Below are 22,431 nucleotides of genomic sequence, written 5' to 3'. Positions count from 1 at the left end.
GCACTGACTCATCGAGTGGTGGAGCGTCGCCCGACAGCACCCCGTGCTGCCGTCCTGGACCAGGAGCCATTGGCACACCGCGTGCAAGCGCCGTGTGGCCGGTATCGCCCGCTCCCGTGCGCCGGGAGAGGCCGCTGAAGGGGTGAACCATGCAGCCAGCCGACCGGCAATCGATGATCTCGATCCTCCAGGCGCTGTACTACCTGCCGACCGGCATCTGGCCGCTCGTCAGCCTGCGCACCTTCATGGCCGTCACCGGCCCGAAGGTGGACGGCTGGCTGGTCAAGACGGTAGGCGCGCTGATCACGGTGGTCGGCGGGGTGTTGATGCTGGCCGGGCTGCGGCGTCGCGTGTCCCCCGAGGTTCGCCTGCTGGCCGTCGGGAGCGCGGCCGGGCTGGCGGCCATCGATGTCGTCTACGTCGCTCGCCGCCGGATCTCCCCGATCTACCTGCTGGATGCTCTCGGCGAGGTGATCCTGATCGGCGCCTGGGTCGCCGCGATGCGCACCGACCGGCGTGGACGAGGGCGAGGTGTCCGCAGACAGCTTGCGCGCATCCGCAGGAAGAAAATGCGTGCGGTGCGGGCTTAGGGGGGCGGCTGCGTGCGATTCGCGCGGCGACTGGGCCGAATCGTTGCCGCAGTGGTCCTTGACAAGCCGATCACCGATCGCTACCGTGTTTCCAGCGCAGAAATAGTTAGTATACCGGGCACTGTTGGTTTCCAGCGCCAGATCGTGGCTCAAGCGTGCGGGCGTGAGGAGGAGCGAGGCCATGGCACATCGCGATGCTCGGCTCGTAGCACTGATCGAAGAGGCGCGGACACGGCGCTACAGCCGCCGGCAGATCATCCGGCGGGGTCTGGCGTTGGGGCTCTCGATGCCCGCGATCGGGTGGATTCTGGCCGCCTGCGGGGGCGGGGAAGCGGCGCCGACCAGCGCACCCGGCGGCGGCGCGGCGCCCGGCGGCACGACCGCGGCCAGCCCCGGGGCGGGCTCCCCGGCAGCGGGCGGTCCCGCGATCAAGGTCGGCGTCGTCACCTCGCTCTCCGGCGACGATGTCTTCGGCGGGAACCTCACGCGGCGAGGCTATGACTTTTGGGCCGAAACGGTCAACGCGCAGGGTGGCGTCGAGATCGGGGGCCAGCGCTACCCGGTCCAGATGTTCTACGCCGACGACCAGAGCCAGCCCGCCACCGGGGCCGACGGTGCCGAGCGGCTCATCACCCAGGATCAGGTCGACGTCATCTTCGGCCCCTACACGAGCGGCGTGACGCTCGCTGTCGCGCCCATTTGCGACAAGTACAAGGTACCGATGATCGCCGGCTCGGCTGAGTCGCCCAACGTCTGGAAGGCGCAGCCACAGTACACGTTCGGCATCATTCCCTCCGTCGACCTCACCGCGGGTAAGGCGCTCCAGGTGATCCTGGATCAGGCCGACCCGAAGCCCACAAGCGCGGCGATCCTCGGGGCCGATGAGCCCTTCTCCAAGGAGGCCGCCGAGGGTTTCCTGGCCGGAGCACGCGAGGCCGGGCTCACCATCACGCGGGAGGAGTTCTTCCCGCCGAACGCCGACCTGACGCCGCTCGTCAGCGGCGTGGCCGCGACCGACCCTGACATCGTCGCGGTCGGCGGGCACGAGGAGATCCTGATCAACTTCGTCCGGGCGGCAAAGTCGCTCAACTTCGCCCCGAAGGCGATCATCATGCACTACGGGGTGACGGTACCGGACTTCGCCGCGAACCTGAGCGAGGACGCCGAAGGCGTCTTTGGCCTTGTGGTCTGGACGCCGGACGTGTCCTACGAGGACGAGGTGTTCGGCACCGCCGAGGAGTACTTCCAGGCTGCCCAAGAGCGCTGGGGCACCGCGCCCGACTACACCGAGGCGGCTTGCTCGGCCAGCGGGCTGGTGCTCGCCGATGCCCTGGCGCGGCTCGGCACGCCGCCGCCGTACTCCGAGGAGGATCGGGTGCGGCTGCGTGACCTGCTGGAGGAGACCGACATCACCACCTTCTACGGGCCGATCCGCTTCGAGACCGAGGGCGACCACTTCCACGACAACACGGCGCCAACTCCGGTGCTGGTTCAGATCCAGGATGGTGCGGTCGTCGCGGTGGGACCGTCCGACGCCGCCACGGCGGAGATGATCTATCCGCTACCGGCCTGGAACGAGCGGTGAGTCGCCCGTGATCGCGCGGGGCGCAGGATCGTGGCGGCGCTCCGCGTCTGGATGAGCGTTCAGATGACGCTGCTGCTGCAGACGATCGCCAATGGGGTGCTGATCGGCGGGCTCTACGTCGGGATCGCGATCGGCTTCGCACTGGCGTTCGGTGTCCTCGACGTGGTCGACTTCGCGGTGGGCGAGTGGGTGATGCTCGGGGGCTTCCTCGGCTTCTACCTCTGGCAGTGGCTGGGCGTCGACCCGTTCTTCCTCTTGCCCGTTGCCTTCCTGGTGTTCGGCGTCGCGGGTTACCTGCTGGCGCCGCTGATCTACCGGGTGCGGAGCGGCAGCTACGCCAGACCGGCCCTGATGGCGCTGGCCTTCACCTTCGGCATCTCGCTCATTATGCGCGGGTCGACCCTGACGCTGCTCGGGTTCAACACGCGCACGGTCACCACCCAGGTGGGGCAGCAGACCTTCATGCTCGGGCAGATCGCGCTCCCGGGGCTGCGGGTCGTCGCCTTCGCCTTCGCGCTCCTCGTCATCGCCGCCTTTCTGATCTTCCTCTACCGCACCAGGCTGGGGCTCGCCATCCGCGCGGTCGCACAGAACCGGCAGACCGCGGGGTTGATGGGGATCGACGTCAAACGTGTCAGCGCCATCGTCTACGCCCTCTACGCCGCGTTGACCGGAATGGTCGGCGTGCTGATGGCGGCGATCTATTCGGTCAACGCTGAGGTGGGCATCCGCTACACGCTCTTCGCCTTCTTCGTGGTGGTGCTGGCCGGTCTGGGCTCGATCAGCGGCGTGCTGGCCGCCGGCCTGTTCCTGGGCATCCTGGAGGCGCTGTCGGCGGTCTACGTCGGGGGCAGCTACACCTACCTGATCGTGTTCGGCGTCCTCTACCTGGCCCTCGTCGTCTCGCCGCACGGCCTGCTGCGCCGGGGAGCGCGGGTGTGATGGGAGCGGCCGTGCCACGCATCGCGCCCGTCCTGCTCGGCCTCGCCGTGCTGGCCAGCCTGCCGTTCGTGCTGGACCCCTACTGGCTGCGCATCGCGACCGGGATCCTGATGTGGGCCGGGCTGGCCTGCGCCTGGAACATCATCGGCGGCTATGCGGGCTACATCAGCTTCGGCCACTCGGCGTTCTTCGGCATCGGAGCCTACGCAGCCGGGATTCTGATGGGCAACCGCTACGGCCTGCCGTTCGGCGTGGCGCTCCTGGTCGGGGTGGTGGCCGCGTCGGTCGTGGCGGCGCTGATCGGCTGGCCGACCCTGCGGCTGCGCGGCGCCTACTTCGCGATCGCCACCTGGGCCTTCGCCGAGATGCTGCTGCAACTGGCGAACATTCTCGACATCACCGGCGGGACCGCGGGTCTGACGCTCCCGCCGCTCCTCGACGAGCGGTTCTTCTTCTACGCGATGCTCGTCGCAGCGGTCGTGACCTACGGGGCCAGCTACTTCCTGCTGGAACGCTCGCGCTTCGGCTACCGGCTCAAAGCGGTGCGCGACAGCGAGGTGGCGGCCGAGAGCCTGGGGATCAACACGACGCTGGTGAAGATCCAGGCGTTCGTCCTCAGCGCGGCGATCCCGGCGGCTTTCGGCAGCATCTATGCCTACTGGATCACCTTCATCAACCCCACCAGCGTCCTCGGGGCCTACATCGCTGACCAGATGGTGGTGATGGTGCTGCTCGGCGGGCTGGGGCACTTCTGGGGACCGGCCATCGGCGCGGTCAGCATGTACCTGGTCAACCGGATCATCTGGACGGAGTGGGCCAACACCACGGCCTACATCGCCATCCTGGGCGCCGTGATCGCGGCGGTGGTCCTCTTCCTCCCGGACGGGCTGGTGAGCCTCTGGCCGGGCACCCGACGCCTGCGGCTCGTGCGGGCACTGGCGCGCCAGATGGGACGTCTGTCACCTCGGACCGGCACGGCGGAGGAGAAACCATGAGCGTGCTGGAGCTCGACCAGGTGTCGCGCGCCTTCGGCGGGATCCAGGCGGTCGACGGCGTCAGCCTGACGGTCGCCCCGGGTGAGATCGTCGGCATCATCGGCCCGAACGGGAGCGGCAAGAGCACGCTCTTCAACCTCATCACCGGGGTGTACCGGCCGGATACCGGGCGGATCCTGTTCCAGTCGCAGGACATCACCGGGTGGCGACCGTACCGCATCGCCCGGCTGGGCGTGGGGCGAACCTTCCAGATCCCCACCCTGTTCCAGCACCTCACCGCCTACGAGAACCTGCTCGCCGCCGCGGTGGAGGGGGACTGGCGGGGGGCACCGCGCCGCGCGGACGAGGTGCTCCACCTGCTAACCCTGGACCACGTGCGGGACGAGCGTGCCGACAACCTCTCCGGCGGTCAACAGAAGCTGCTGGAGTTGGGGCGGGTGCTGATGCGCGACCCGCGGCTCATCCTGCTGGACGAGGTCACGGCAGGCGTCCACCCGCGGCTGCGGGAGGTCATCCTCAGCGCGGTCCGTGAGCTGCGCGACGCGGGCACCACCTTCCTCGTGATCGAGCACGACATGGAGCTGGTCCGCACGATCTGCGACCGCATCGTCGTCATGGACTTCGGTCAGGTCGTCGCCACGGGCACCTTCGACGAGATCGCCGCGGACCCGCACGTGATGGAGGCCTACCTGGGGAGGGGGGTCTGACGGCGATGCTGCGCGTCGAGGGGGCGGTCACCGGCTACGGCAGGCTCGCCGTGCTGCATGACGTCTCGATCGAGGCGGCGCCCGGGCAGATCACCGCCGTCTTCGGTCCGAACGGCAGTGGGAAGAGCACGTTGGTCAAGGCGGTCGCCGGTCTCCTACCGTTGTGGGAAGGCAAGATCTGGCTCGACGAACAGGATCTGACCGGTCTCCCGGCGCATCAGGTGGTCCGTCGGGGCGTGACGCTGATGCCCCAGGGAGGCGGGGTCTTCCCGCAACTGACGGTGCTGGAGAACCTGCGGCTGGGCGGGTACGTGCTCGATTCGACGCGCGAGGTGGAGGAGCGTGTGAACCAACTCCTCGACGAGTACCCCGCGCTCGCCCGCCGCCGAAACGTCGCCGCCGGGAACCTAAGCGGTGGGGAACAGATGCAACTCGCGATCGCCCGCGCCCTGGTGAGCCGCCCGCGGTTTCTTCTGCTCGACGAGCCCTCGGCCGGGCTGTCACCCAGGCTCGTGGCCGAGACGCTGGAGCGCGTGGCTGCCCTGCGCGAGCGGGGCGTGGGCATCCTCATGGTGGAGCAGAACATCCGCGAGGCGCTGCGCATCGCCGACGTGTGCTACATCCTGGTCGGCGGCGCCAACCGCTGGCAGGGCACGCCGGCCGACCTGCGCGATGACCGGCAGATCATGGAACTCTACCTCGGGGCGGCGGGTGCGTAGTGCGTATTGCGTGTTGCGTGTTCCGTGTTCCGTGAGACTGTGGACGGGAGCGCGGCAGGCGGGTGGTGCCTCGCCCGTCCTCGTCCCGGGGGCGCGGGTATCCTCGCCGGCCGCATCGTCCTCGCGCATGACGCGGGCACGAAGGACCGGCGAAGACACCGGCGCTCCTGGGCTTACTGTTCGGCACGGAGAAGGTCGAGCGTCTCGACGGCGTGGCGCAGGTGCGGGATGACGATGCTGCCGCCGACCACCAGCGCCACATTCAGCGCGTCGTAGATCTCCTCGTCGGACCACCCGGCCTTGACGCACTGGTCGAGGTGGTAGTCGATGCAGTCGTTGCAGCGCAGGACGGTCGAGGCCACCAGTCCGAGCAGCTCCTTGGTACGCCCGTCGAGTGCGCCGTCGCGGTAGGCTCCCGAATCGAGGCTGAAGAACCGCTTGATCCCCAGGTGGTCAATCTCCGCGATGCGCGCGTTCATCCGCTCCCGGTAGGCCCGGAACTCGTCCAGCCGCGTGGTCATGCTGCGCTCCTGTCCCCTAGCGAGCTCATGCCGGCGACTTACAGCGCGCCGGCGGCCTCGAGGCGCCGATCGATCTCGGCCAGGTCGTCGGCGTTCAGCTTCCATTCCCCGGCGGCCACGTTGGCTTTGACCTGCTCCGGGCTCGTCGCGCCCGGGATGATCGAGCAGACGACCGGTTGGGCCAGCAGCCAGGCCATCGCCAGCTCGGCGACCGTGTGCCCGTGCTCCTTCGCAAAGCCCTCCAGCGCCTCCAGCGCGTTGAAGTTCCGCTCGGTCAGCCGCTGCTGCTGCCACGCCTCGCTCGCCGCGCCGCGCGTCCCGGCCGGCACCGGCTCGCCCCGCCGGTACTTGCCGGTCAGGAACCCACCTGCCAGCGGCGCGTAGGGCACCACGCTCATCCCGTAGTGGGTGCAGGCCGGAATGACCTCCGCCTCGATGCCGCGGTCGAGAATGTTGTAGAGCGACTGACTGACGACCGGCTTGACATAGCCACGCCGCTCGCAGATCCCGACCATGTCGGCGATCTGCCAGCCCGCGTAGTTCGAGCAGGCTGCGTAGCGGATCTTGCCTGCGCGGGCGAGGTCGTCGAGGGTCCGCAGGCTCTCCTCGATCGGCGTTGAGGGGTCGGGGAGGTGGAGGTAGTAGACATCCACGTAGTCGGTCCCCAGGCGGCGCAGGCTCGCCTCCAGGCTCGCTACGATGCGGCGCCGGGAGAGCCCCTTGTCGTTCGGCCCCTCACCGAGCGGGAACCCGGTCTTGGTCGCCAGGATCACCTTGTCCCGCCGGTCGGCGATGGCTCGGCCGATGTACTCCTCCGAGACGCCGTTCGAGTACAGATCGGCCGTGTCGATGAAGTTGACGCCCAGATCGAGCGCCTGGTGGACAATCCGGGCCGTCTGATCGGCGTCGCAGAATCGTCCAAACGTATTGCCGCCGAGCCCAATGGCCGAGACGAACAGGCCGCTCGAACCCAGGCGCCGGTACTCCATAGTCCTGTACCTCCGTCTCATGCGGATGCCGGTTGAAACGCGCGCCGGGGCCTGTAGTCGTGCCCCGCGCTGTGCCGCGTCCACTGTAGCCGGGTGCGGGGCAGCGCTCAAGTGGGACGAGGGATCTGGCCCGTCGATCCGGGTGTCCAGTCGGGCGTCCGGAGGCCATCCGCGCCGGAATGGGCCATCCCGACCCCGCGCCCGATGCTGCGTGCCACGCGCCCGGCGCCTACTGCTCGGCCCGACAGCTCTTCGCTCATAAGCAACAGGCGTGTCACGGGTATTCGGTGTGGTGACAGAAACTATCCGCTACAACCTATCAGTGCAATGATGCCGAACATCGCCATCCTCGATCATCGACATAACCATATGATTTCTGCACAGTAGTACTTGACGACGAGTAGAACATTGCATTACCATCGGACTGCCATTGTGCTTGGCTCCATGGGCCTATCACACCGCCGTGCGGCTGGCCTTGCCGCGGCGGGCGTGGGCGGGCGCGACTGGGGCTGGTGAAGCGAGATCCGGAGGCGCGGGGACGACGCCTCGGGCCAGGGAGGAGATCCAAAGTTGCGACGGTTGGTGACCCTCGTACTCGGCATGGCGCTGGTGTTTGGCTTTGTGCTTTCCGGCGTCAGCGGGTTGCCCGGCGCACGGGCGGCCGGTCAGCCGAGTCAGTGGCTGTTCTTCCCGTTCGTACCGAACGGCTCGTCGATCGGCGACACGGGTCCGTGGTACGGATCCGTCACCGTCCAGAACCTCGAGGCAGAGCCCGTTACGTTGCGCTTTGCCACCACCGCGGCACCCGGTAGTGGCGGGTTCTCCGTGACACTGCAGGGCCTGGGCTCGTAGACCTTCACGGCCGCGGAGTTGGGAGTGCCCGCCGGGGGTGGTGGCATCGCGGTGAACGCCACCTGGCAGTCGTCCTCCGGTAAGGCCGCTCCGCCGCGGATCACCGGTGTGGTCAAGCAGGCCGCCCCGGCCAGCAGCGCCTTCCGCGGCGTCACCGACGGCACCATGGCCATGGTAGACGGCTACGCCGGCATCCCGCAGGCCGACGTCGCCTGGGGCTCCAGCAGCACGATCTGCTCCGGCTCCGCGACCGACTGCAACGACCTCGATGCCTTCCTTGAGGGCCTGCCGGCTGACGTCGCCCGCGAGCTTGAGTTCGACGGTCGCAGCTTCCTCCCGATCGTTCAGGCCGGCTGGTTCGGCTGGGAGACCGTCATCCACATCACCAACATCGACGCCTCCGGCTCCGGATCGTCGACCGCCCAGCTCACCTTCTTTGGCAGCAGCGCGGCCAGCGGCACCACCATCGGCCCGATCACGGTCAACGTGCCGCGCGGCACCACGACGACGATCGACGTCGGCAGCACCCTGGCCAACAACGGCTACACCGGCGCGTTCGTCGGCTCGGTCATGATCTCCTCCTCGCACGCCATGGTCGCCAGCGCCACCCGCGTCAAGGCCGAGACCCAGATGGCGCTGACGAACACCGCCACCCCGCTGCCGTACGTGGAGGTCGACATGGATGGTGACGACCTCGCGGACGGCGGCGCGGCCGACTACGAGCCGGTCGGTGGCGGCACCTACACGCTGTTCGCTCCGCTGGTGTTCCACAACTACAACGGCTGGAACACCGGCATCAACATCGCCAACCTGTCTGATTCGTCCAACACCGTCACCGTCGAGGTCTATGGCCGTGACGGTAGCCCCCTCGGGACGTACTCCCGCAACATCGCCGCGCGCGGCATGGAGTACGTCTACATCCCCGAGGTGAGCACGCTCGCCGCGAACGACTTCGGCACCGCCGTCCTCTCCGCCTCCCAGCCGTTCCACGCGGTGGTGGACGAGGTCAAGTACGAGACCGGTGAGGCGATGGCCTTCCTGGCCATCCCGGCCAACGCCCGGGCGGGCGCGGCGCGCACCGGCGCGCTGGGCATCCCGCTCTTCCAGAAGGGTCTGTACGACGGCGCCAGCGGTGATACCTCGGGCCTGAACCTGTTCAACCCCAGCGGGCAGAACGCGTTCGGCAACGTGACCTTCTACAACGCGGTGGGAGCCCCGCAGGCGACGGTTCCCTTTAACCTGCCGGCCCGCGGCACCGCGCTTATCTACGCGCCGGAGATCGCCGGCCTGGGAGACGGCCAGACGACCTCGGCGGTCGTCCAGACCTCCTCCGGGGCGGGCGTTGTGACCGCCGTGTCGAACGTGGTCAACTACGATGTGGTTGAGGACGGCGGCGCGGTCTTCAACGTGGTCAACCCGCTCGGCCAGTTCCGCCTCGTCTGCACCGAGACCGGCTGCGGCTACCTGCTGCTCGCCTCGGACGGCAGCCTGCAGGTGATGGCGCCGTGGAAGGGCGGCGAGCCGACCTCGGCGCCCGCCGCGGTCAAGGTCGAGGCGAGCGCCACCAAGCTCTCGGTGGACGACGAGGTCACCATCACCGCAACGGTGACCGACCACCTGGGCCGCCCGGTGGCCAACACCAACGTGAACTTCGTCGTCGAGACCACCGGTCTCGCCAACCAGGGGATCGGTTCAGCGACGACCGACGGCCAGGGCAAGGCCACCTTCAAGTACAAGCAGCAGAAGGTCGGCAAGGACAAGGTCACGGCCACCGCCACGGCCGGCCCGGTGTCCGGCGAGATCGAGATCGAATGGACCGCCGGCGCGCCGAAGTCCGTGGACCTGACGGTCGACAAGGACGAGCCGCAGGTCGAAGAGACGGTGACCTTCACCGCGACGGTCAAGGACCAGTACGAGAACCTCGTGCCGGGCGTGGAGGTCGCCTTCACCACCGACTCGACCAGCGTCCACCCGAGCGAGAACCAGAAGGCGAACACCGGCACGTCCGGCGATACCCTCGGGAAGGCGACGCTGGCGTTCACCGGCAAGACCAAGGCGGGCATCGACCGCTGGAAGGCGACCGCTGGCACGGCGTCGTCCTCCGAGCTGACGGTTACGTGGAAGCCGGGTGCGCCCGACAGCCTGACGCTCGAGGTCGACAAGAAGACCCCGACCGTCGGCGACAAAGTGACCTTCACTGCGACGGTCAAGGACAAGCACGGGAACCCGATCCCGAACCTGACGGTCAGCTTCGCGACCACCGGCGCCGACGACGTGCATGACGACGCGGGGGGCCAGGCGCCGACCAACGCCAGCGGCGTCGCGACCTACCAGTTCACCGACGACACGCCGCAGGGCACCGGCACCGACCACTGGACGGCGTCGATCGCGGACGGACCCAGCGCCGGCGTCGACGTCGTGTGGCGCGCCGGGAACCCGCACCGCATCGGCCTGACGGTCCAGGACGACAAGACCAGCCCGAAGGCGGGCGAGCAGGTCACCCTGGTCGCGACCGTCTACGACGTGTACGACAACGTGGTCGACTGGTTCGGGGACAACGGCGAGAAGATCTTCTTCCGCACGCAGGCCGGTGCGGTTCATCCACAGAGCGGCTATAAAGACGTGACGGCCGGCGTCGCGATATTCACGGTTAGCGAAACGAGCGTCGGCCAGGACGTCTGGGAGGCGGTTCGCGACGCGATCACCTCCAACCCGGTCACGATCGTCTGGCAGCCGGGCGACTTCACCAAGATCGCGCTGACGGTCGACCGGACGAGCCAGACCGTAGGCAGCAGAGTTCAGTTCACGGCAACGCTGCAGGATACCTACGGCAACACGGTCGACAAAGACGACGAGGTGACGTTCGTCGTCACGCAAGGATCGAACGTCGGTCGCTCCCGCAAGGCGGTCGCCGTGAACGGCGTCGCAGTGCGCGCCTACGGCCCCAATCAGACGGAGGCCGGCGATCAGACCTGGAAGGCGACCTACGGCGGCGTCGACTCCAACGAGGTGACGGTGACCTGTCTTGCGGGCCCGGCCGACAAGGTAGCCCTCGAGGTCGACGACACCAACCCGTCGGTGAACGGGCAGATCAAGCTCACCGCCAAGGTCCTCGACGCCAACGGAAACCCGGTCACCAACGCGTCCGGCACGGTGACGTTCGAGACCGTCGACGTCGACGTTGATACGAATCAGTCGAGCATCCACAAGGGCGCGACGGGCACGGCGGACCTGACCAACGGCCAGGCGACCTGGTACTTCACCGGCGGCACCAAGACCGGCGTCGATCACTGGCAGGCGACGTTCGACGGGCTGTCAGGCCAGCCGTCTGCTCCCGTCACCGTGACCTGGGGCAGCGCGGCAGCGCATCACATCCTGCTGACGACGGACCAGACTGACCACACCGCCACGGCCGGCACAGCGGTGACGCTCACGGCGACCGTCAAGGACCAGTGGGACAACGTCGTCACCGGCCAGGTGGGGAAGATCCGTTTCTCCCAGACCGGTACGCCCGCCAACAGCAACGCTGGCGACGAGGTGGACCTCTTGAATGGCGAGGCCCAATTCCAGTACACCGGCACCAAGGCCGGGCAGGACCAGTGGCAGGCGCAGCTCGTGGTCGACGGCAGCGTCGTCGGCGACGTGGACGCGGACCAGGTGACCGTCACCTGGGTGGCTGGCCCGGCGGCGCAGCTGCTGGTGACGCCCGAAGGCACCATCACGCGGCAGGTCGGCGGTACCGCCCGCCTGGTCGCGACCGTGCTGGACGAGTTCGGCAACCCGGTCAAGGACCAGACCGTCACCTTCAAGCTGACGGGGACCACCCGCGAGGGCGTGACTCCGCCCGACCCCCTGCACAGTGGCACGAGTAACCGAAACGGCCGGGTGATCTTCGACTACAAAGACGTGCTCGTGAGCGGGACCGATACCATCACAGTTACGGTCGACTCGCTCCCCGAGACCGAAGTTCAGCGGACGGTCGTGTGGGAGCCGGGCCCGGTCGCGACGATCGAGTTGACGTTCGCGCCGAACCCGCCGACCGCGGGTGCGGATGTGACGGTGACCGCGACGCTGAAGGATCAGGGCGGCAACGCGGTTCCCGACACCGAAGTGCGGCTGATGAGCGTGCCGGGCAGCCGCAACACGGTCGATCTGACGGCGACCACCGGCGCCACGGGGATGGCCAGCCTGACCTATACCGGTGCCACGGATTCCGCGGAGAAGACCGACACGCTGTGGGCCCTGGCCAGCGGTGATGGCGGCTCGGTGATCGTGTCCAATCCGCTGCAGATCACGTGGACGGGCCCGGCACCGGACAGCATCACCCTGTCCGTGTCGAAGGAGAACCCGTCCGCCGACGACACGAACGTCGAGCTGACGGCGACGCTCTACGCCGGGGCCACGGTGGCGGACTGGATCGACAGCGGGACCGTCGTGTTCAGCGTGGCGTCCCCGAAGTCCACCCCGCAGGGGACCGCGGAACCTGACGACTCCTACGTCGTCACGGTGATCGACGGGAAGGCGACGCTGCTGCTCGACGGCAACCTGGCCGGGACCGAGACCTGGACGGCGAAGTTCACCCCTGCCGGCGGGGCGGAGATCAGCAACGATCTGGCCGTTACCTGGTCGCCGGGTGCGGTGGCAACGGTGACGCTCGATGCGCGGAAGAGTGGCGCTACGAGTGACCAGTGGGTCGAGACGGAGTTCCTAAGCCCGTGGAACGACACGGTGGAGTTCCGCGTCATCGTGCGCGACGCGAAGGGGAACGGGATTCCGAACCAGACCGTAACGATCCAGACCACCGGTGGCACAGCACATCATGGCCAAGCAGGCTGTAGCAGCGGCGAGTGCCAGCTGACCGGCACGACTGGTGGCACTGGCGGCTTCAGCGGGACCTTCACGGGCGAGCAGGCGGGGTACGACGACTGGGCCGTGACGGTCGACGGCAAGACCGCAACGATCCGGATCGTGTGGGAGCCGGAGGTCACGTTCGAGGCCTCGACCAACGGGAGCACCTGGACTTCATCAGAGCCCATCACCGCCTCGACGAACTCGCGCGTGGACCTGCGCGCCACGATCACCGGGTTCCAGTGCTCGGCACTGTTCGACGCGGGGCAACCCACCGTACTCGGCGAGAAGCTGCTGTTCGAGCAGAATCCCCGCCGGAGCTCGGTGGCTTTCGTCAAATGGGAGTGCGCCGGGGATCCGGAGGTAGCGACCGCAACGGGATGGGCAGAAAAGACTGACGCTGGGGAGATCACGTTCACGGTTCGGCTCAACCTGGATGGCGACTCTGCACTGAATCCGACCATCGGCGAGGTCGAAAAGTCCGTAACGGTCACCTGGGGGCCGTAGCCACACGCTTCGCGGCTTCAGCCGTGGGCGAGCGCGGCTGAGGCAGACACGGCGGCGGGCTGCCGGGGATTCCCCGGCGGCCCGCTTCGTTTGTGCGACAGCGGCGTCGCCCGGCGGAATGATCCGGGTTATAGTCAACGTGCCTGGGCGGGGTGACACGAGGCTGGAGCGCAGGGAGGCGTGCGGTGCAGTTTGGGCTCTTCGACATCATGCAGGTGCTGCCGGACGTGCCCTCGGGGCAGGCCTACGCGGAGCACCTTCGTGCGGTGGAGGTGGCCGACCAGCTCGGGCTGGACTACTACTTCGTCGCCGAGCGCCACTACATGCCGCACTACCGCACCCCGACCCCAAGCGTCTGGCTCGGCGCCCTCGCCGCGCGCACGACGCGCATCCGGCTCGGGACGCTCGCGTACACCATCCCGCTGCACAACCCGGCGCGGCTGGCCGAGGAGGTCAGCATGCTCGACCACCTAAGCCGTGGGCGGATGGAGGTCGGGGTTGGGCTGGGCCACCGGCCGGAGGAGCTGGTCGCGCTCGGGATCGACCCAAACCGGCGCCAGCTCCTCATGATGGAGGGCATCGTCCTGATGCAGCGGGCTTGGCGTGGAGAGCCGTTCGACCATCCCGGCACGGCGTACCGGTTCCATGGACTGTACGTCGATCCACCGGTACAGCGCCCACATCCACCCCTCTGGTACGCCGGAAACGACCCGATGGCAGCCCAATGGTGCGCCAACAACGGGCTGTCGCTCGCGGTCGGCTTCCAGCCGGCCGACCAGCTCCTCGGTCCCTGCGCCGTCTATCGCGCGACGTTGAAGAAGCAGCCGGAGCCGAAGCCGTCCCAGCGGCTGGCGTTGATGCGGCACCTGTACATCGCCGAGAACGACGCCGCGGCCGATGAGGAGATGACACGCGACGTGATGGCGGCCGGAGAGGCGTTCGCGGCCAGCCCTCGGCAGATCGCGCAGGTACAGAAGACGAGAATGACGCGCGGCGAGGCGCGGCAGGCGGTCGCGCGGCTGAAGGAGCGGCAGGTCGTCATCGGCGGCGGGCCGGAGACGTGCGCGCGGGTCATCGCCGAAACCGCGCGGACGCTCATGCTCGACGTCTTCCTGGCCAACCCGTGGCTTACCTCCGTCGAGCCAGAACGGGTCGAGCGCACGATCCGCCTGTTCGCGACCGAGGTCGCGCCGCGGGTGAAGGAGATGGTGTGAGGCGAGATGCGTGTTGCGTGGTGCCTAGTGCGTAGTGCATGAGTCGTCATGCGTCATGCGTCATGCGTCCCCCTCACCCCTGGCCCCTCTCGAACGGAGCCCACCAGGGGAGAGGGGAGCAGAACAGATCACGGAACACGGAACACGGAACACGGATCACGCATCACGCATGACGTATGACGCATGGTCCCCACAAACGCTGGCCGGGAGTGTGCGATTCCCTGCGTAGGAACGAGTTTCGTCGCGGGTTCACATCCAGGAGGTAACACATGGACGAAGAGCGACGAGAGCAGCAGGGTGAGGAGCAGATGCCGGTACCTGCGACGCCCGCTACACCTGAGCCGGCGACGCGCGGAGATGAGGGTCGCAGCCTATCGGAAGCCTGGCGCGAGGTGGGTGAGCAGCTCCGGGAATTGGCCAATCGGCTGGCGATGGCGTTCCGCGCCGCGTGGGGCAGCGAGCGTGGCGCGGAAGAAGAGGCAGCGGTCCGCAACCTGCGCGACGACCTGCGCGATGCAGCCGATCGGCTGGACCGCGTGCTGCGGCGCGTGGCGTCGGAGACAGAGGAGCAGCGGACGCGGGCGGCGCAGGTAACGCGGGAAGCGTCGGAGCGGTCGCTCGCCGAGGCGCGTGTGGCGGCGTTGCAGGCGCTGCGCACGCTGAACCGGCAGTTGGACACGCTGGTCCAGCGGCTGGAGCAGGAGACCGGCCGCTCCGGTGCCGAGCAGCCCGAGGGCGGCCCCGAGCCGACCGGGACCACGCAGCAGCCGAGCGCCGCGTCCGAGGAGCATCCGGAGCAGCACGGCTAGCGTGCCGACTCGGAACCTCACGGTGGCGGTTCACTCGGTGTGAGCCGCCACTGCTGCTTGTCGGGAGCAACCACTCCGTTCTCGTCCGAGATCTTTCGCTTCCGCCGACCGCCGCCTTGCCGTTGTAACGGCCTTGGGACGAGAGCCGCCGGGCGTAGCGGCCCGGCCGCCCGGCAGGTGCCCGGGGGTGAACCCCCGGGCACCTGCCACCGCCGCTGACTCCATCGAAGCGTGGAGCCCCATCCCTGCCGGGCGATGTCCGCCGAGCGGGGATAGATGGCGGCAGCGTCCCCTCCCGGCGGCGGAGCGTGCCTATCGCCCGACCATGTCCCGGATGGTGACGAAGCGGTAGCCGTCGGCGCGGAGGCGGGCAATGATGTCGGGCAGCGCGGCGGCGTCCTGCGACTGGGAGCCGACGTGCATCAGGATGATCCCGCCGGGCTCGGTCATCGTGACGCAGCGCTCCGCGATCTCCTCCGCCGTCAGGCCGTTCCACCCCAGGCTGTCCACGCTCCAGAGGACATTGACGGTGTAACCCGCCTCGGCGATGTCGGCCATGACCGAGTCGTCGTAGTCGCCGTAGGGTGGGCGGAAGTAGGGCCGCATGTCGTAGTCGACGATCTGCCGGATCACGTCTTCGGTGCGCTGGAGGGTGGCGATTCGCTCCTCGCGGCTCAGCGGCGGCTGGTTGGTGGAGAAGCCAGTGAAGGAGGGATGGTCGTAGGTGTGATTGATCATCTGATGGCCTTCGGCCACGATGCGGCGGACCGCGTCGGGGTACTGCTCGGCCCAGGCGCCGGTCATGCCGAAGGTGGCGTGGATCCCCTCGCGTGCGAGTGTGTCGAGGATCTCGTCGACATACCCGCTATCAGCCCCGGCGTCGAAGGTGAGCGCGACGATCTTCTCGGTGGTGTCGGCACGCGCGATGGTGATCGGCTCGGCCGGTTGGGGCGGTGTCGGCGTCGGGAACGGGCTCGGCGTTGGGGTGGGCGCCAGGGTCGCGGTAGGTGACGGGGTCGGCTCCGGCGTTGGGCTGGGCTGCGCCGCGCTGGTAGGCTCGGCTGTTGCCGTCGCGGCCGGGGACACGGTGGGCGTGGGTTCGGTCCCGCCGGGAGTGCTGCAGGCGGCGAGGGCGGTGCCCAGGAGTGCCAGGAACAGGGCGAGAGCGATGGTGCGCGTGCGAATCGACATCGTGATCCCTTCCCAGGGCGGCGACGCGGTCGGTCTCGGTGGACCCACACCGGCCGCTACGTCTTCGACGCATGGGCTCGCAAGAACGTTGCGCGGAGGCCGCACCAATGAGCGCCAGTATCGTTGCCGGCTCCTGTGCCTGCGGACGCCACTCGAGGCCGGCACGGTTGCTCTCAGGCGAAGTGGCGTGGGCTGCGGGCACGGGAACGCCCGGCCACGCGGCCGGGCGGTGTGGAGTGCCGGCGTACGTGTCGGGCTACCAGATGCCGAGCTCGTCCTTGGCTTCCTCGGACATCATGTCCGGGGTCCAGGGCGGGCTCCAGACGAGGTTGACATCGACCTCGCCCAGGTTGGGTAGCCCGTCGAGGGCGCGTGTGAGTTCCTGCATGATGATCGGGCCGAGCGGGCAGCCCATTGACGTGAGGGTCATGGTCACCAGCACGTCGGTCTTATCGTCGCGCTCGGTGAGGTCGATGTCGTAGATCAGGCCGAGATCGACGATGTTGATGCCGATCTCGGGGTCGTACACGGTCTTCAGGTGCTCGCGCACGTCGTCGGCGGTGAAGTGTGGCATGATCTGCTCCTCTGTTCCTCAGGGCGAGCCCGGTGGCCGCCCGTGGGTCGCGTGGTGGCTCAGTGCTCCGGCCAGTCGGTGATCCCGTAGGCGGCGGACTTGAGCACCTTGAGTCCCAGCAGCGCGCACTTGACGCGGGCCGGGCTGATCGGCACCCCGAGTTCATCCAGGATGTCCTGGGCGCTCAGTTCGCGGATCTCGTCGAGGTCCGCGCCCTCTACCATCTCGGTGAGCATCGACGCGGATGCCTGGCTGATGGCGCACCCGCGCCCGCTGAACTTGATCTCGACGATCTTGCCGTCTTCGATGCGCATGTCGATGCGCACGCGGTCGCCGCAGAGGGGGTTGGAGTCCTCGTACGAGATGTCGGCGTTCTCGATGGTGCCGTAGTTCCGCGGGTTGCGGTAGTGGTCGAGAATGTTCTCGCGGTAGAGATCTGCCACGGCTCACGCTCCTGGACCAAAGATGCGCCGAACGGTCTGCAGCGCGTCGGCCAGGCGGTCGACGTCTTCCTCGCTATTGTAAACGTAGAAGCTGGCGCGCGCCGTGGCGACCACGCCGAGCCGGTCCATGAGCGGCTGGGCACAGTGATGCCCGGCGCGGATGGCGACCCCTTCGCTGTCAAGGATGCTGGCGATGTCGTGGGGGTGGATGTCGTCCAGAGTGAAGCTGACCACCCCGGCGCGATCCTCGCCCGTGGGGCCGTAGAGGGTGATGCCCGGCACCTGCGCCAGTCGCTCCAGGGCGTAGGCGACGATCTCCCGCTCGTGGGCACGGACGGCGTCCATGCCGAGCGCGGTGAGGTAGTCGATGGCGGCACCCAGCCCCACGGCGTCGCCGACGCTGGGCGTGCCTGCCTCGAACTTGGCGGGCAGGTCGGCCCAGGTGGAGCCGCAGGTGGTGACCTCACGGATCATGTCGCCGCCGCCGAGGAAGGGCGGCATGGCCTCCAGGATCTCCCGGCGACCCCAGAGGACGCCGATGCCCATGGGGCCGAGCATTTTATGGCCGGAGAAGACCAGGAAGTCGATGTCGAGCGCCTGAACGTCGACCGGCATGTGCGGCACGCTCTGCGCGCCATCGACCAGCACCAACGCCCCGGCGGCGTGGGCGCGGGCGGCGATCTCCGCGACCGGGTTGATCGTCCCCAGCGCGTTCGCGACGTGGGTCACGCCGACGAGCTTGACCCGCTCGGTGCGCAGGTAGTGGTCGAGCTGGTCAAGGCGCAGCCGGCCGTCGTCGTCGATGTCGACGTAACGGATCGTGGCGCCGCGCTCGGCGGTGATGATCTGCCAGGGGACGATGTTGCTGTGGTGCTCCAGGAGCGTCAGGACCACCGTGTCTCCGGGGCCGAGATTGGCGCGTCCCCAGGAGTAGGCGACCAGGTTGAGCGCCTCGGTTGCGTTGCGGACGAAGACGCAGCTCCGGGCGTCGGGAGCGTTGATGAAGCGGGCGACCTTCTCGCGTGCCTCGTCGTAGAGCGCGGTGGCTCGCTCGCTGAGCCAGTAGACGCCGCGGTGGATGTTGGCGTTGGACGCGCGGTAGTACGCGTCCAACGCCTCGATGACGACCGAAGGCTTCTGCGAGCTCGCGGCACTGTCGAGGTAGGTCAGCGGCTTCCCGTGGATGGTCTGCTGCAGGATCGGGAAGTCCTGCTTGACCTTCCGTGCATCGAACGTGCCTGGCGGGGTCGTCGACTGGGTTGTCATAGCCCGATCTTCCGGGCGATCGCCGCCCGAACGGTCTCCTGGACCTCGGGTACCGGTACCCGCTCGATCACCTCGTCGAAGAAGCCGTCCACGATGAGCTTGACCGCCTCAGTGCGGCCGATACCGCGGCTCATCAGGTAGAAGATGTACTCTTCCTCGACCTGGCCGACGGTCGCGCCGTGCGTGCAGCGCACATCGTTGGCACCGATCTCCAGGTTGGGGATCGTGTCAGCTCGTGCGGTGCGGCTCAGGATGAGGTTCCGGTTCGCCTGGTACGCGTCGGTGCGCTGCGCTCCCTCGAACACCTTGATGATGCCCGAGTAGACGGTGCGCGCCCGGTCCTTGATGGCGCCCTTGAAGAGCAGGTCGCTCTGGGCGTAGGGAGAGATGTGCCACTGGCGCGTCTGGAAGTCGAGGTGCTGCGTCTCGTCGGCGAAGTAGAGACCCAGCATCTCCGCCAACGCACCGGCGCCGACGAGGTGTCCGGCGATGAACGACTTGCTCAGCTTGGAGCCGAGCCCGACGTTGAGGCTGTTGACCACCGCGTCCTGGGCGATCAGCGAGCGCTGGGTGACGAAGTTCCAGACGTTGCGGCCCCAGTCCTGTAGCTGGATGTAGCGGACCTGCGCCTCCTCGCGGGCGATGATCTCGACCACCCCGGCGGCGATGGTCGGTTCGTCGCTTGTCTCGGAGTTCCAGGCGTCGATCACCACCACGCTTGCGCCCTGCTCGGCCACGACCAGCGTGTGGGGGAAGACGCCCACACCGGCATGGGCGTAAACCTGAGCCCAGAGCGGCACCTCGACCTGGACCCCGGCCGGGACGTAGACGAACGTGCCGCCGCTCCAGAAGGCCCCGTGCAGCGCGGCGAACTTATTGTCGTCGACCGGAACGGCCTCGGTCATGAAGTGCTGCTTGACCAGGTCCGGGTACTTCTCAATGGCGGTGGCCAGGTCGCAGAAGATAACGCCCTGCTCGGCCAGGTCGGCGCTGAGCTCGCTGAAGACGCTGCTCGAGTCGACCTGGACGGTCAGTCCGGCCCGGCGCTCCTCGTCGCCGAGGACGGCCGCCACCTCCGGCTGCAGCGCCGCTACCGAGTCGACCCGCCCGTTGGGGGTCGCGTAGGGAGCGACATCGCCAATGGGCAGGCGGCGAATGTCGGTGCAGCGCCACTCCTCGTCGGTGCGGGTGGGCATCGGGATGGCCTCGTAGGCCTCCCATGCGGCCAGGCGCTTCTCGCGCACCCAGTCCGGCTCACCGCGCAGCGAGGAGAGCTCCTCGACCGCGCGGCGCGTGAATCCTCTCGTTACGTCCTTGACTGCTTCCATGCTCTCCCTCACGTCCGGAGGCGGGCCGCGGTGCCCGCCCCCGGGCCAGAATGCCGCGTCGTCGATACCGAGCGGCGCCGCCTACCCGACGGAGCCCTCCATCTCGAGCTGGATCAGCCGGTTCAGCTCGACCGCGTACTCCAGCGGGAGTTCCTTGGCGATCGGCTCGATGAACCCGCTGACGATCATGCTCATGGCATCGGCCTCGCTGATGCCGCGGCTCTGGAGGTAGAAGAGCTGCTCCTCGGCGACCTTGCTCACCGTGGCCTCGTGGCCGATCGAGACGCGCTCCTCCTCGATCTCCATGTAGGGGTAGGTGTCGGTCCGGCTGGTCTCATCGAGCAGCAAGGCGTCGCAGACCACATTGGACTTGACGTCGTGCGCGCCCTTGTGGACCTTGACCAGACCTCGGTAGGAGGCTCGCCCGCTCTCCTTCGAGATCGACTTGGAGATGATCTGCGAGGAGGTGTGCGGCGCGACGTGCACCATCTTGGCGCCGGTGTCCTGGTGCTGGCCGTCGGCCGCGAAGGCGACCGAGAGGACCTCACCGCGGGCGCCCGGCTCCATCAGCCACACGGCCGGGTACTTCATGGTGACCTTCGAGCCGAGGTTGCCGTCGACCCACTCCATCGTGGCGTTCTTGTAGGCCGCAGCGCGCTTGGTCACCAGGTTGTAGACATTCTTCGACCAGTTCTGGATGGTGGTGTAGCGGCAGCGACCGCCTTCCTTGACGATGATCTCGACGACTGCGCTGTGCAGCGAGGCGGTGCTGTAGGTCGGCGCGGTGCAGCCCTCCACGTAGTGGACGTAGGCGCCCTCGTCGACGATGATCAGCGTCCGCTCGAACTGGCCCATGTTCTCCGAGTTGATGCGGAAGTAAGCCTGGAGCGGCACCTCGACCTTGACGCCCTTCGGCACGTAGACGAAGGAGCCGCCCGACCAGACCGCGGAGTTGAGCGCGGCGAACTTGTTGTCGTTCGGCGGAATGATCGTGCCGAAGTACTGCTTGACCAGATCCGGGTGCTCACGCACTGCCGAGTCCATGTCGAGGAAGATGACGCCCATCTTCTCGAGGTCCTCGCGCAGCGAGTGATAGACGACCTCGGACTCGTACTGCGCGCCGACGCCGGCGAGGAACTTCCGCTCGGCCTCGGGGATGCCCAGGCGGTCGAAGGTCTTCTTGATGTACTCGGGGACCTCGTCCCAGCTCCGGCCCTGGCGCTCGCTGGCGCGGACGTAGTAGTAGATATCGTCGAAGTTGAGGCCGCTCAGGTCAGCGCCCCAGGTGGGCACCGGGCGCTTCTCGAAGTACTCCAGCGCCTTGAGCCGGAAGTCCCGCATCCACTCCGGCTCGCCCTTCATCTCCGAGATCTGGATCACGACCTCACGGTCCAGACCCTTGCGGGAGCGGAAGACCGGCTCGGCGTCGTCGCGGAATCCGTACTTGTATTCGAATTCGAGCTCTGGCTTGGCAACCATGAACATCGTCCCTTCTGATGGGTGCAGCGACGGCTAGCTGCCGACCGCCTCGGACTCCTCCTTGAGCCAGTCGTACCCGCGCTCCTCGAGCGCCTCCGCCAGCTCCGGCCCGCCCGACTCGACGATGCGGCCGTCGAGCATGACGTGCACGAAGTGCGGCTTGATGTAGTTCAGGAGGCGCTGGTAGTGCGTGATCAGCAGCATGGCCATGTTGGGGTTGAAGATCGAGTTCACGCCCTCCGACACCGTGCGCAGGGCGTCGATGTCGAGGCCGGAGTCGGTCTCGTCCAGGATGGCGAACTCCGGCTCGAGCATCGCCATCTGGAGGATCTCAGCCCGCTTCTTCTCGCCGCCGGAGAAGCCCTCGTTCAGGTAGCGGCTGGCGAAGGACTCGTCGATGCGCAGGAGCTCCATCTTCTCGCGCAGCAGGCGACGGAACTCGCGCGGCGTGAGCGGCTTGCCCTCGCCGTTCCCCCGCGCCTGGCGCACCGAGTTGACGGCTAGGCGGAGGAAGTTGGCCATCGTGACGCCAGGGATCGCGGTCGGGTACTGGAAGGCGAGGAACATGCCGAGCTGGGCCCGCTCGTCCGGCCCCATCTCCAGGACGTTCTCGCCCTTGAACAGGACGCGGCCCTCGTACACCTCGTAGTTGGGGTGCCCGGCAACCGCATAGGCCAGGGTGCTCTTTCCCGAGCCGTTCGGGCCCATCAGGGCGTGGATCTCGCCCCGGTTGATCGTCAGGTTGACGCCGCGCAGGATCTCCTGCCCTTCGATCCCGGCGTGGAGATTCTCAATGACAAACAGCGGGCTTGCGTCGCTCATTGGCTCGCCTCATACCTCCTACTGTCTCGCCCCGGCCCGTGCCGGATGCT

General features: G+C 67.9%; 19 protein-coding genes. 10 read left to right on the top strand and 9 right to left on the bottom strand.

Annotated features, from left to right (window positions below):
- Positions 1 to 149 precede the first annotated feature (149 nt).
- The 6 genes from STHE_RS07765 (at position 150) to STHE_RS07740 (ending at position 5,538) form a co-directional block, all read left to right on the top strand.
- Complete coding sequence (locus STHE_RS07765) at positions 150 to 590, top strand: hypothetical protein (protein ID WP_012872022.1); 441 nt, start codon at positions 150 to 152, stop codon at positions 588 to 590.
- Positions 591 to 771: 181 nt separating this feature from the next.
- Positions 772 to 2,175, top strand: coding sequence for an amino acid ABC transporter substrate-binding protein (locus STHE_RS07760; protein WP_012872021.1), 1,404 nt, complete (start codon positions 772 to 774; stop codon positions 2,173 to 2,175).
- 63 nt (positions 2,176 to 2,238) lie between these two features.
- On the top strand, positions 2,239 to 3,117 hold the full coding sequence (locus STHE_RS07755; RefSeq protein ID WP_012872020.1) for a branched-chain amino acid ABC transporter permease: 879 nt from the start codon (positions 2,239 to 2,241) through the stop codon (positions 3,115 to 3,117).
- Complete coding sequence (locus tag STHE_RS07750) at positions 3,117 to 4,112, top strand: branched-chain amino acid ABC transporter permease (RefSeq protein ID WP_012872019.1); 996 nt, start codon at positions 3,117 to 3,119, stop codon at positions 4,110 to 4,112. The genes STHE_RS07755 and STHE_RS07750 overlap by 1 nt, the downstream gene beginning before the upstream one ends.
- Positions 4,109 to 4,819: an ABC transporter ATP-binding protein gene (locus STHE_RS07745; RefSeq protein ID WP_012872018.1), complete on the top strand. Its 711-nt coding sequence runs from the start codon at positions 4,109 to 4,111 to the stop codon at positions 4,817 to 4,819. Before STHE_RS07750 ends, STHE_RS07745 begins: the two co-directional genes overlap by 4 nt.
- A gap of 5 nt (positions 4,820 to 4,824) precedes the next feature.
- Positions 4,825 to 5,538: an ABC transporter ATP-binding protein gene (locus STHE_RS07740; RefSeq protein WP_012872017.1), complete on the top strand. Its 714-nt coding sequence runs from the start codon at positions 4,825 to 4,827 to the stop codon at positions 5,536 to 5,538.
- 173 nt (positions 5,539 to 5,711) lie between these two features.
- Here the strand turns inward: STHE_RS07740 and STHE_RS07735 are convergent, their stop codons facing one another.
- Positions 5,712 to 6,059 carry a carboxymuconolactone decarboxylase family protein gene (locus STHE_RS07735; RefSeq protein ID WP_012872016.1) on the bottom strand — a complete coding sequence of 116 codons (348 nt, stop codon included), beginning with the start codon at positions 6,057 to 6,059 and terminating at the stop codon, positions 5,712 to 5,714.
- A 38-nt stretch (positions 6,060 to 6,097) separates the two neighbouring features.
- The gene (locus tag STHE_RS07730) at positions 6,098 to 7,048 is read right to left on the bottom strand and encodes an aldo/keto reductase (RefSeq protein ID WP_012872015.1); all 951 of its coding nucleotides are present in this window, start codon (positions 7,046 to 7,048) and stop codon (positions 6,098 to 6,100) included.
- 570 nt (positions 7,049 to 7,618) lie between these two features.
- Here STHE_RS07730 and STHE_RS07725 point away from each other — a divergent pair.
- From STHE_RS07725 to STHE_RS07710, 4 genes are all read left to right on the top strand, one after another.
- A complete protein-coding gene (locus STHE_RS07725; protein WP_012872014.1) occupies positions 7,619 to 7,900 on the top strand; it encodes a hypothetical protein in 282 nt (93 codons plus the stop codon).
- Positions 7,901 to 7,924: 24 nt separating this feature from the next.
- Positions 7,925 to 13,255 carry an Ig-like domain-containing protein gene (locus STHE_RS07720; RefSeq protein ID WP_012872013.1) on the top strand — a complete coding sequence of 1,777 codons (5,331 nt, stop codon included), beginning with the start codon at positions 7,925 to 7,927 and terminating at the stop codon, positions 13,253 to 13,255.
- Between the two features lie 185 nt (positions 13,256 to 13,440).
- Positions 13,441 to 14,469, top strand: coding sequence for an LLM class flavin-dependent oxidoreductase (locus STHE_RS17900; RefSeq protein WP_012872012.1), 1,029 nt, complete (start codon positions 13,441 to 13,443; stop codon positions 14,467 to 14,469).
- 269 nt (positions 14,470 to 14,738) lie between these two features.
- The gene (locus STHE_RS07710; protein ID WP_012872011.1) at positions 14,739 to 15,278 is read left to right on the top strand and encodes a hypothetical protein; all 540 of its coding nucleotides are present in this window, start codon (positions 14,739 to 14,741) and stop codon (positions 15,276 to 15,278) included.
- A 312-nt stretch (positions 15,279 to 15,590) separates the two neighbouring features.
- On the opposite strand, the gene STHE_RS07705 is transcribed toward STHE_RS07710, so the two are convergent.
- The 7 genes from STHE_RS07705 to sufC form a co-directional block, all read right to left on the bottom strand.
- Positions 15,591 to 16,469: a polysaccharide deacetylase family protein gene (locus STHE_RS07705; RefSeq protein WP_012872010.1), complete on the bottom strand. Its 879-nt coding sequence runs from the start codon at positions 16,467 to 16,469 to the stop codon at positions 15,591 to 15,593.
- Positions 16,470 to 16,725: 256 nt separating this feature from the next.
- Positions 16,726 to 17,043, bottom strand: coding sequence for a metal-sulfur cluster assembly factor (locus tag STHE_RS07700; protein ID WP_012872009.1), 318 nt, complete (start codon positions 17,041 to 17,043; stop codon positions 16,726 to 16,728).
- A gap of 59 nt (positions 17,044 to 17,102) precedes the next feature.
- A complete protein-coding gene (sufU, locus tag STHE_RS07695) occupies positions 17,103 to 17,486 on the bottom strand; it encodes a Fe-S cluster assembly sulfur transfer protein SufU (RefSeq protein ID WP_012872008.1) in 384 nt (127 codons plus the stop codon).
- 3 nt (positions 17,487 to 17,489) lie between these two features.
- Positions 17,490 to 18,752: a cysteine desulfurase gene (locus STHE_RS07690; protein WP_012872007.1), complete on the bottom strand. Its 1,263-nt coding sequence runs from the start codon at positions 18,750 to 18,752 to the stop codon at positions 17,490 to 17,492.
- Positions 18,749 to 20,080, bottom strand: coding sequence for a Fe-S cluster assembly protein SufD (gene sufD, locus STHE_RS07685; protein ID WP_012872006.1), 1,332 nt, complete (start codon positions 20,078 to 20,080; stop codon positions 18,749 to 18,751). Before sufD ends, STHE_RS07690 begins: the two co-directional genes overlap by 4 nt.
- Positions 20,081 to 20,161: 81 nt before the next feature.
- Positions 20,162 to 21,565, bottom strand: coding sequence for a Fe-S cluster assembly protein SufB (gene sufB, locus STHE_RS07680; RefSeq protein WP_012872005.1), 1,404 nt, complete (start codon positions 21,563 to 21,565; stop codon positions 20,162 to 20,164).
- 27 nt (positions 21,566 to 21,592) lie between these two features.
- The gene (gene sufC / locus STHE_RS07675; protein WP_012872004.1) at positions 21,593 to 22,381 is read right to left on the bottom strand and encodes a Fe-S cluster assembly ATPase SufC; all 789 of its coding nucleotides are present in this window, start codon (positions 22,379 to 22,381) and stop codon (positions 21,593 to 21,595) included.
- Between the last annotated feature and the right edge of the window lie 50 nt (positions 22,382 to 22,431).

It is taken from the genome of Sphaerobacter thermophilus DSM 20745, assembly GCF_000024985.1.
Classification (GTDB): domain Bacteria; phylum Chloroflexota; class Chloroflexia; order Thermomicrobiales; family Thermomicrobiaceae; genus Sphaerobacter; species Sphaerobacter thermophilus.
This window is presented reverse-complemented; position numbering and strand designations above follow the sequence as displayed.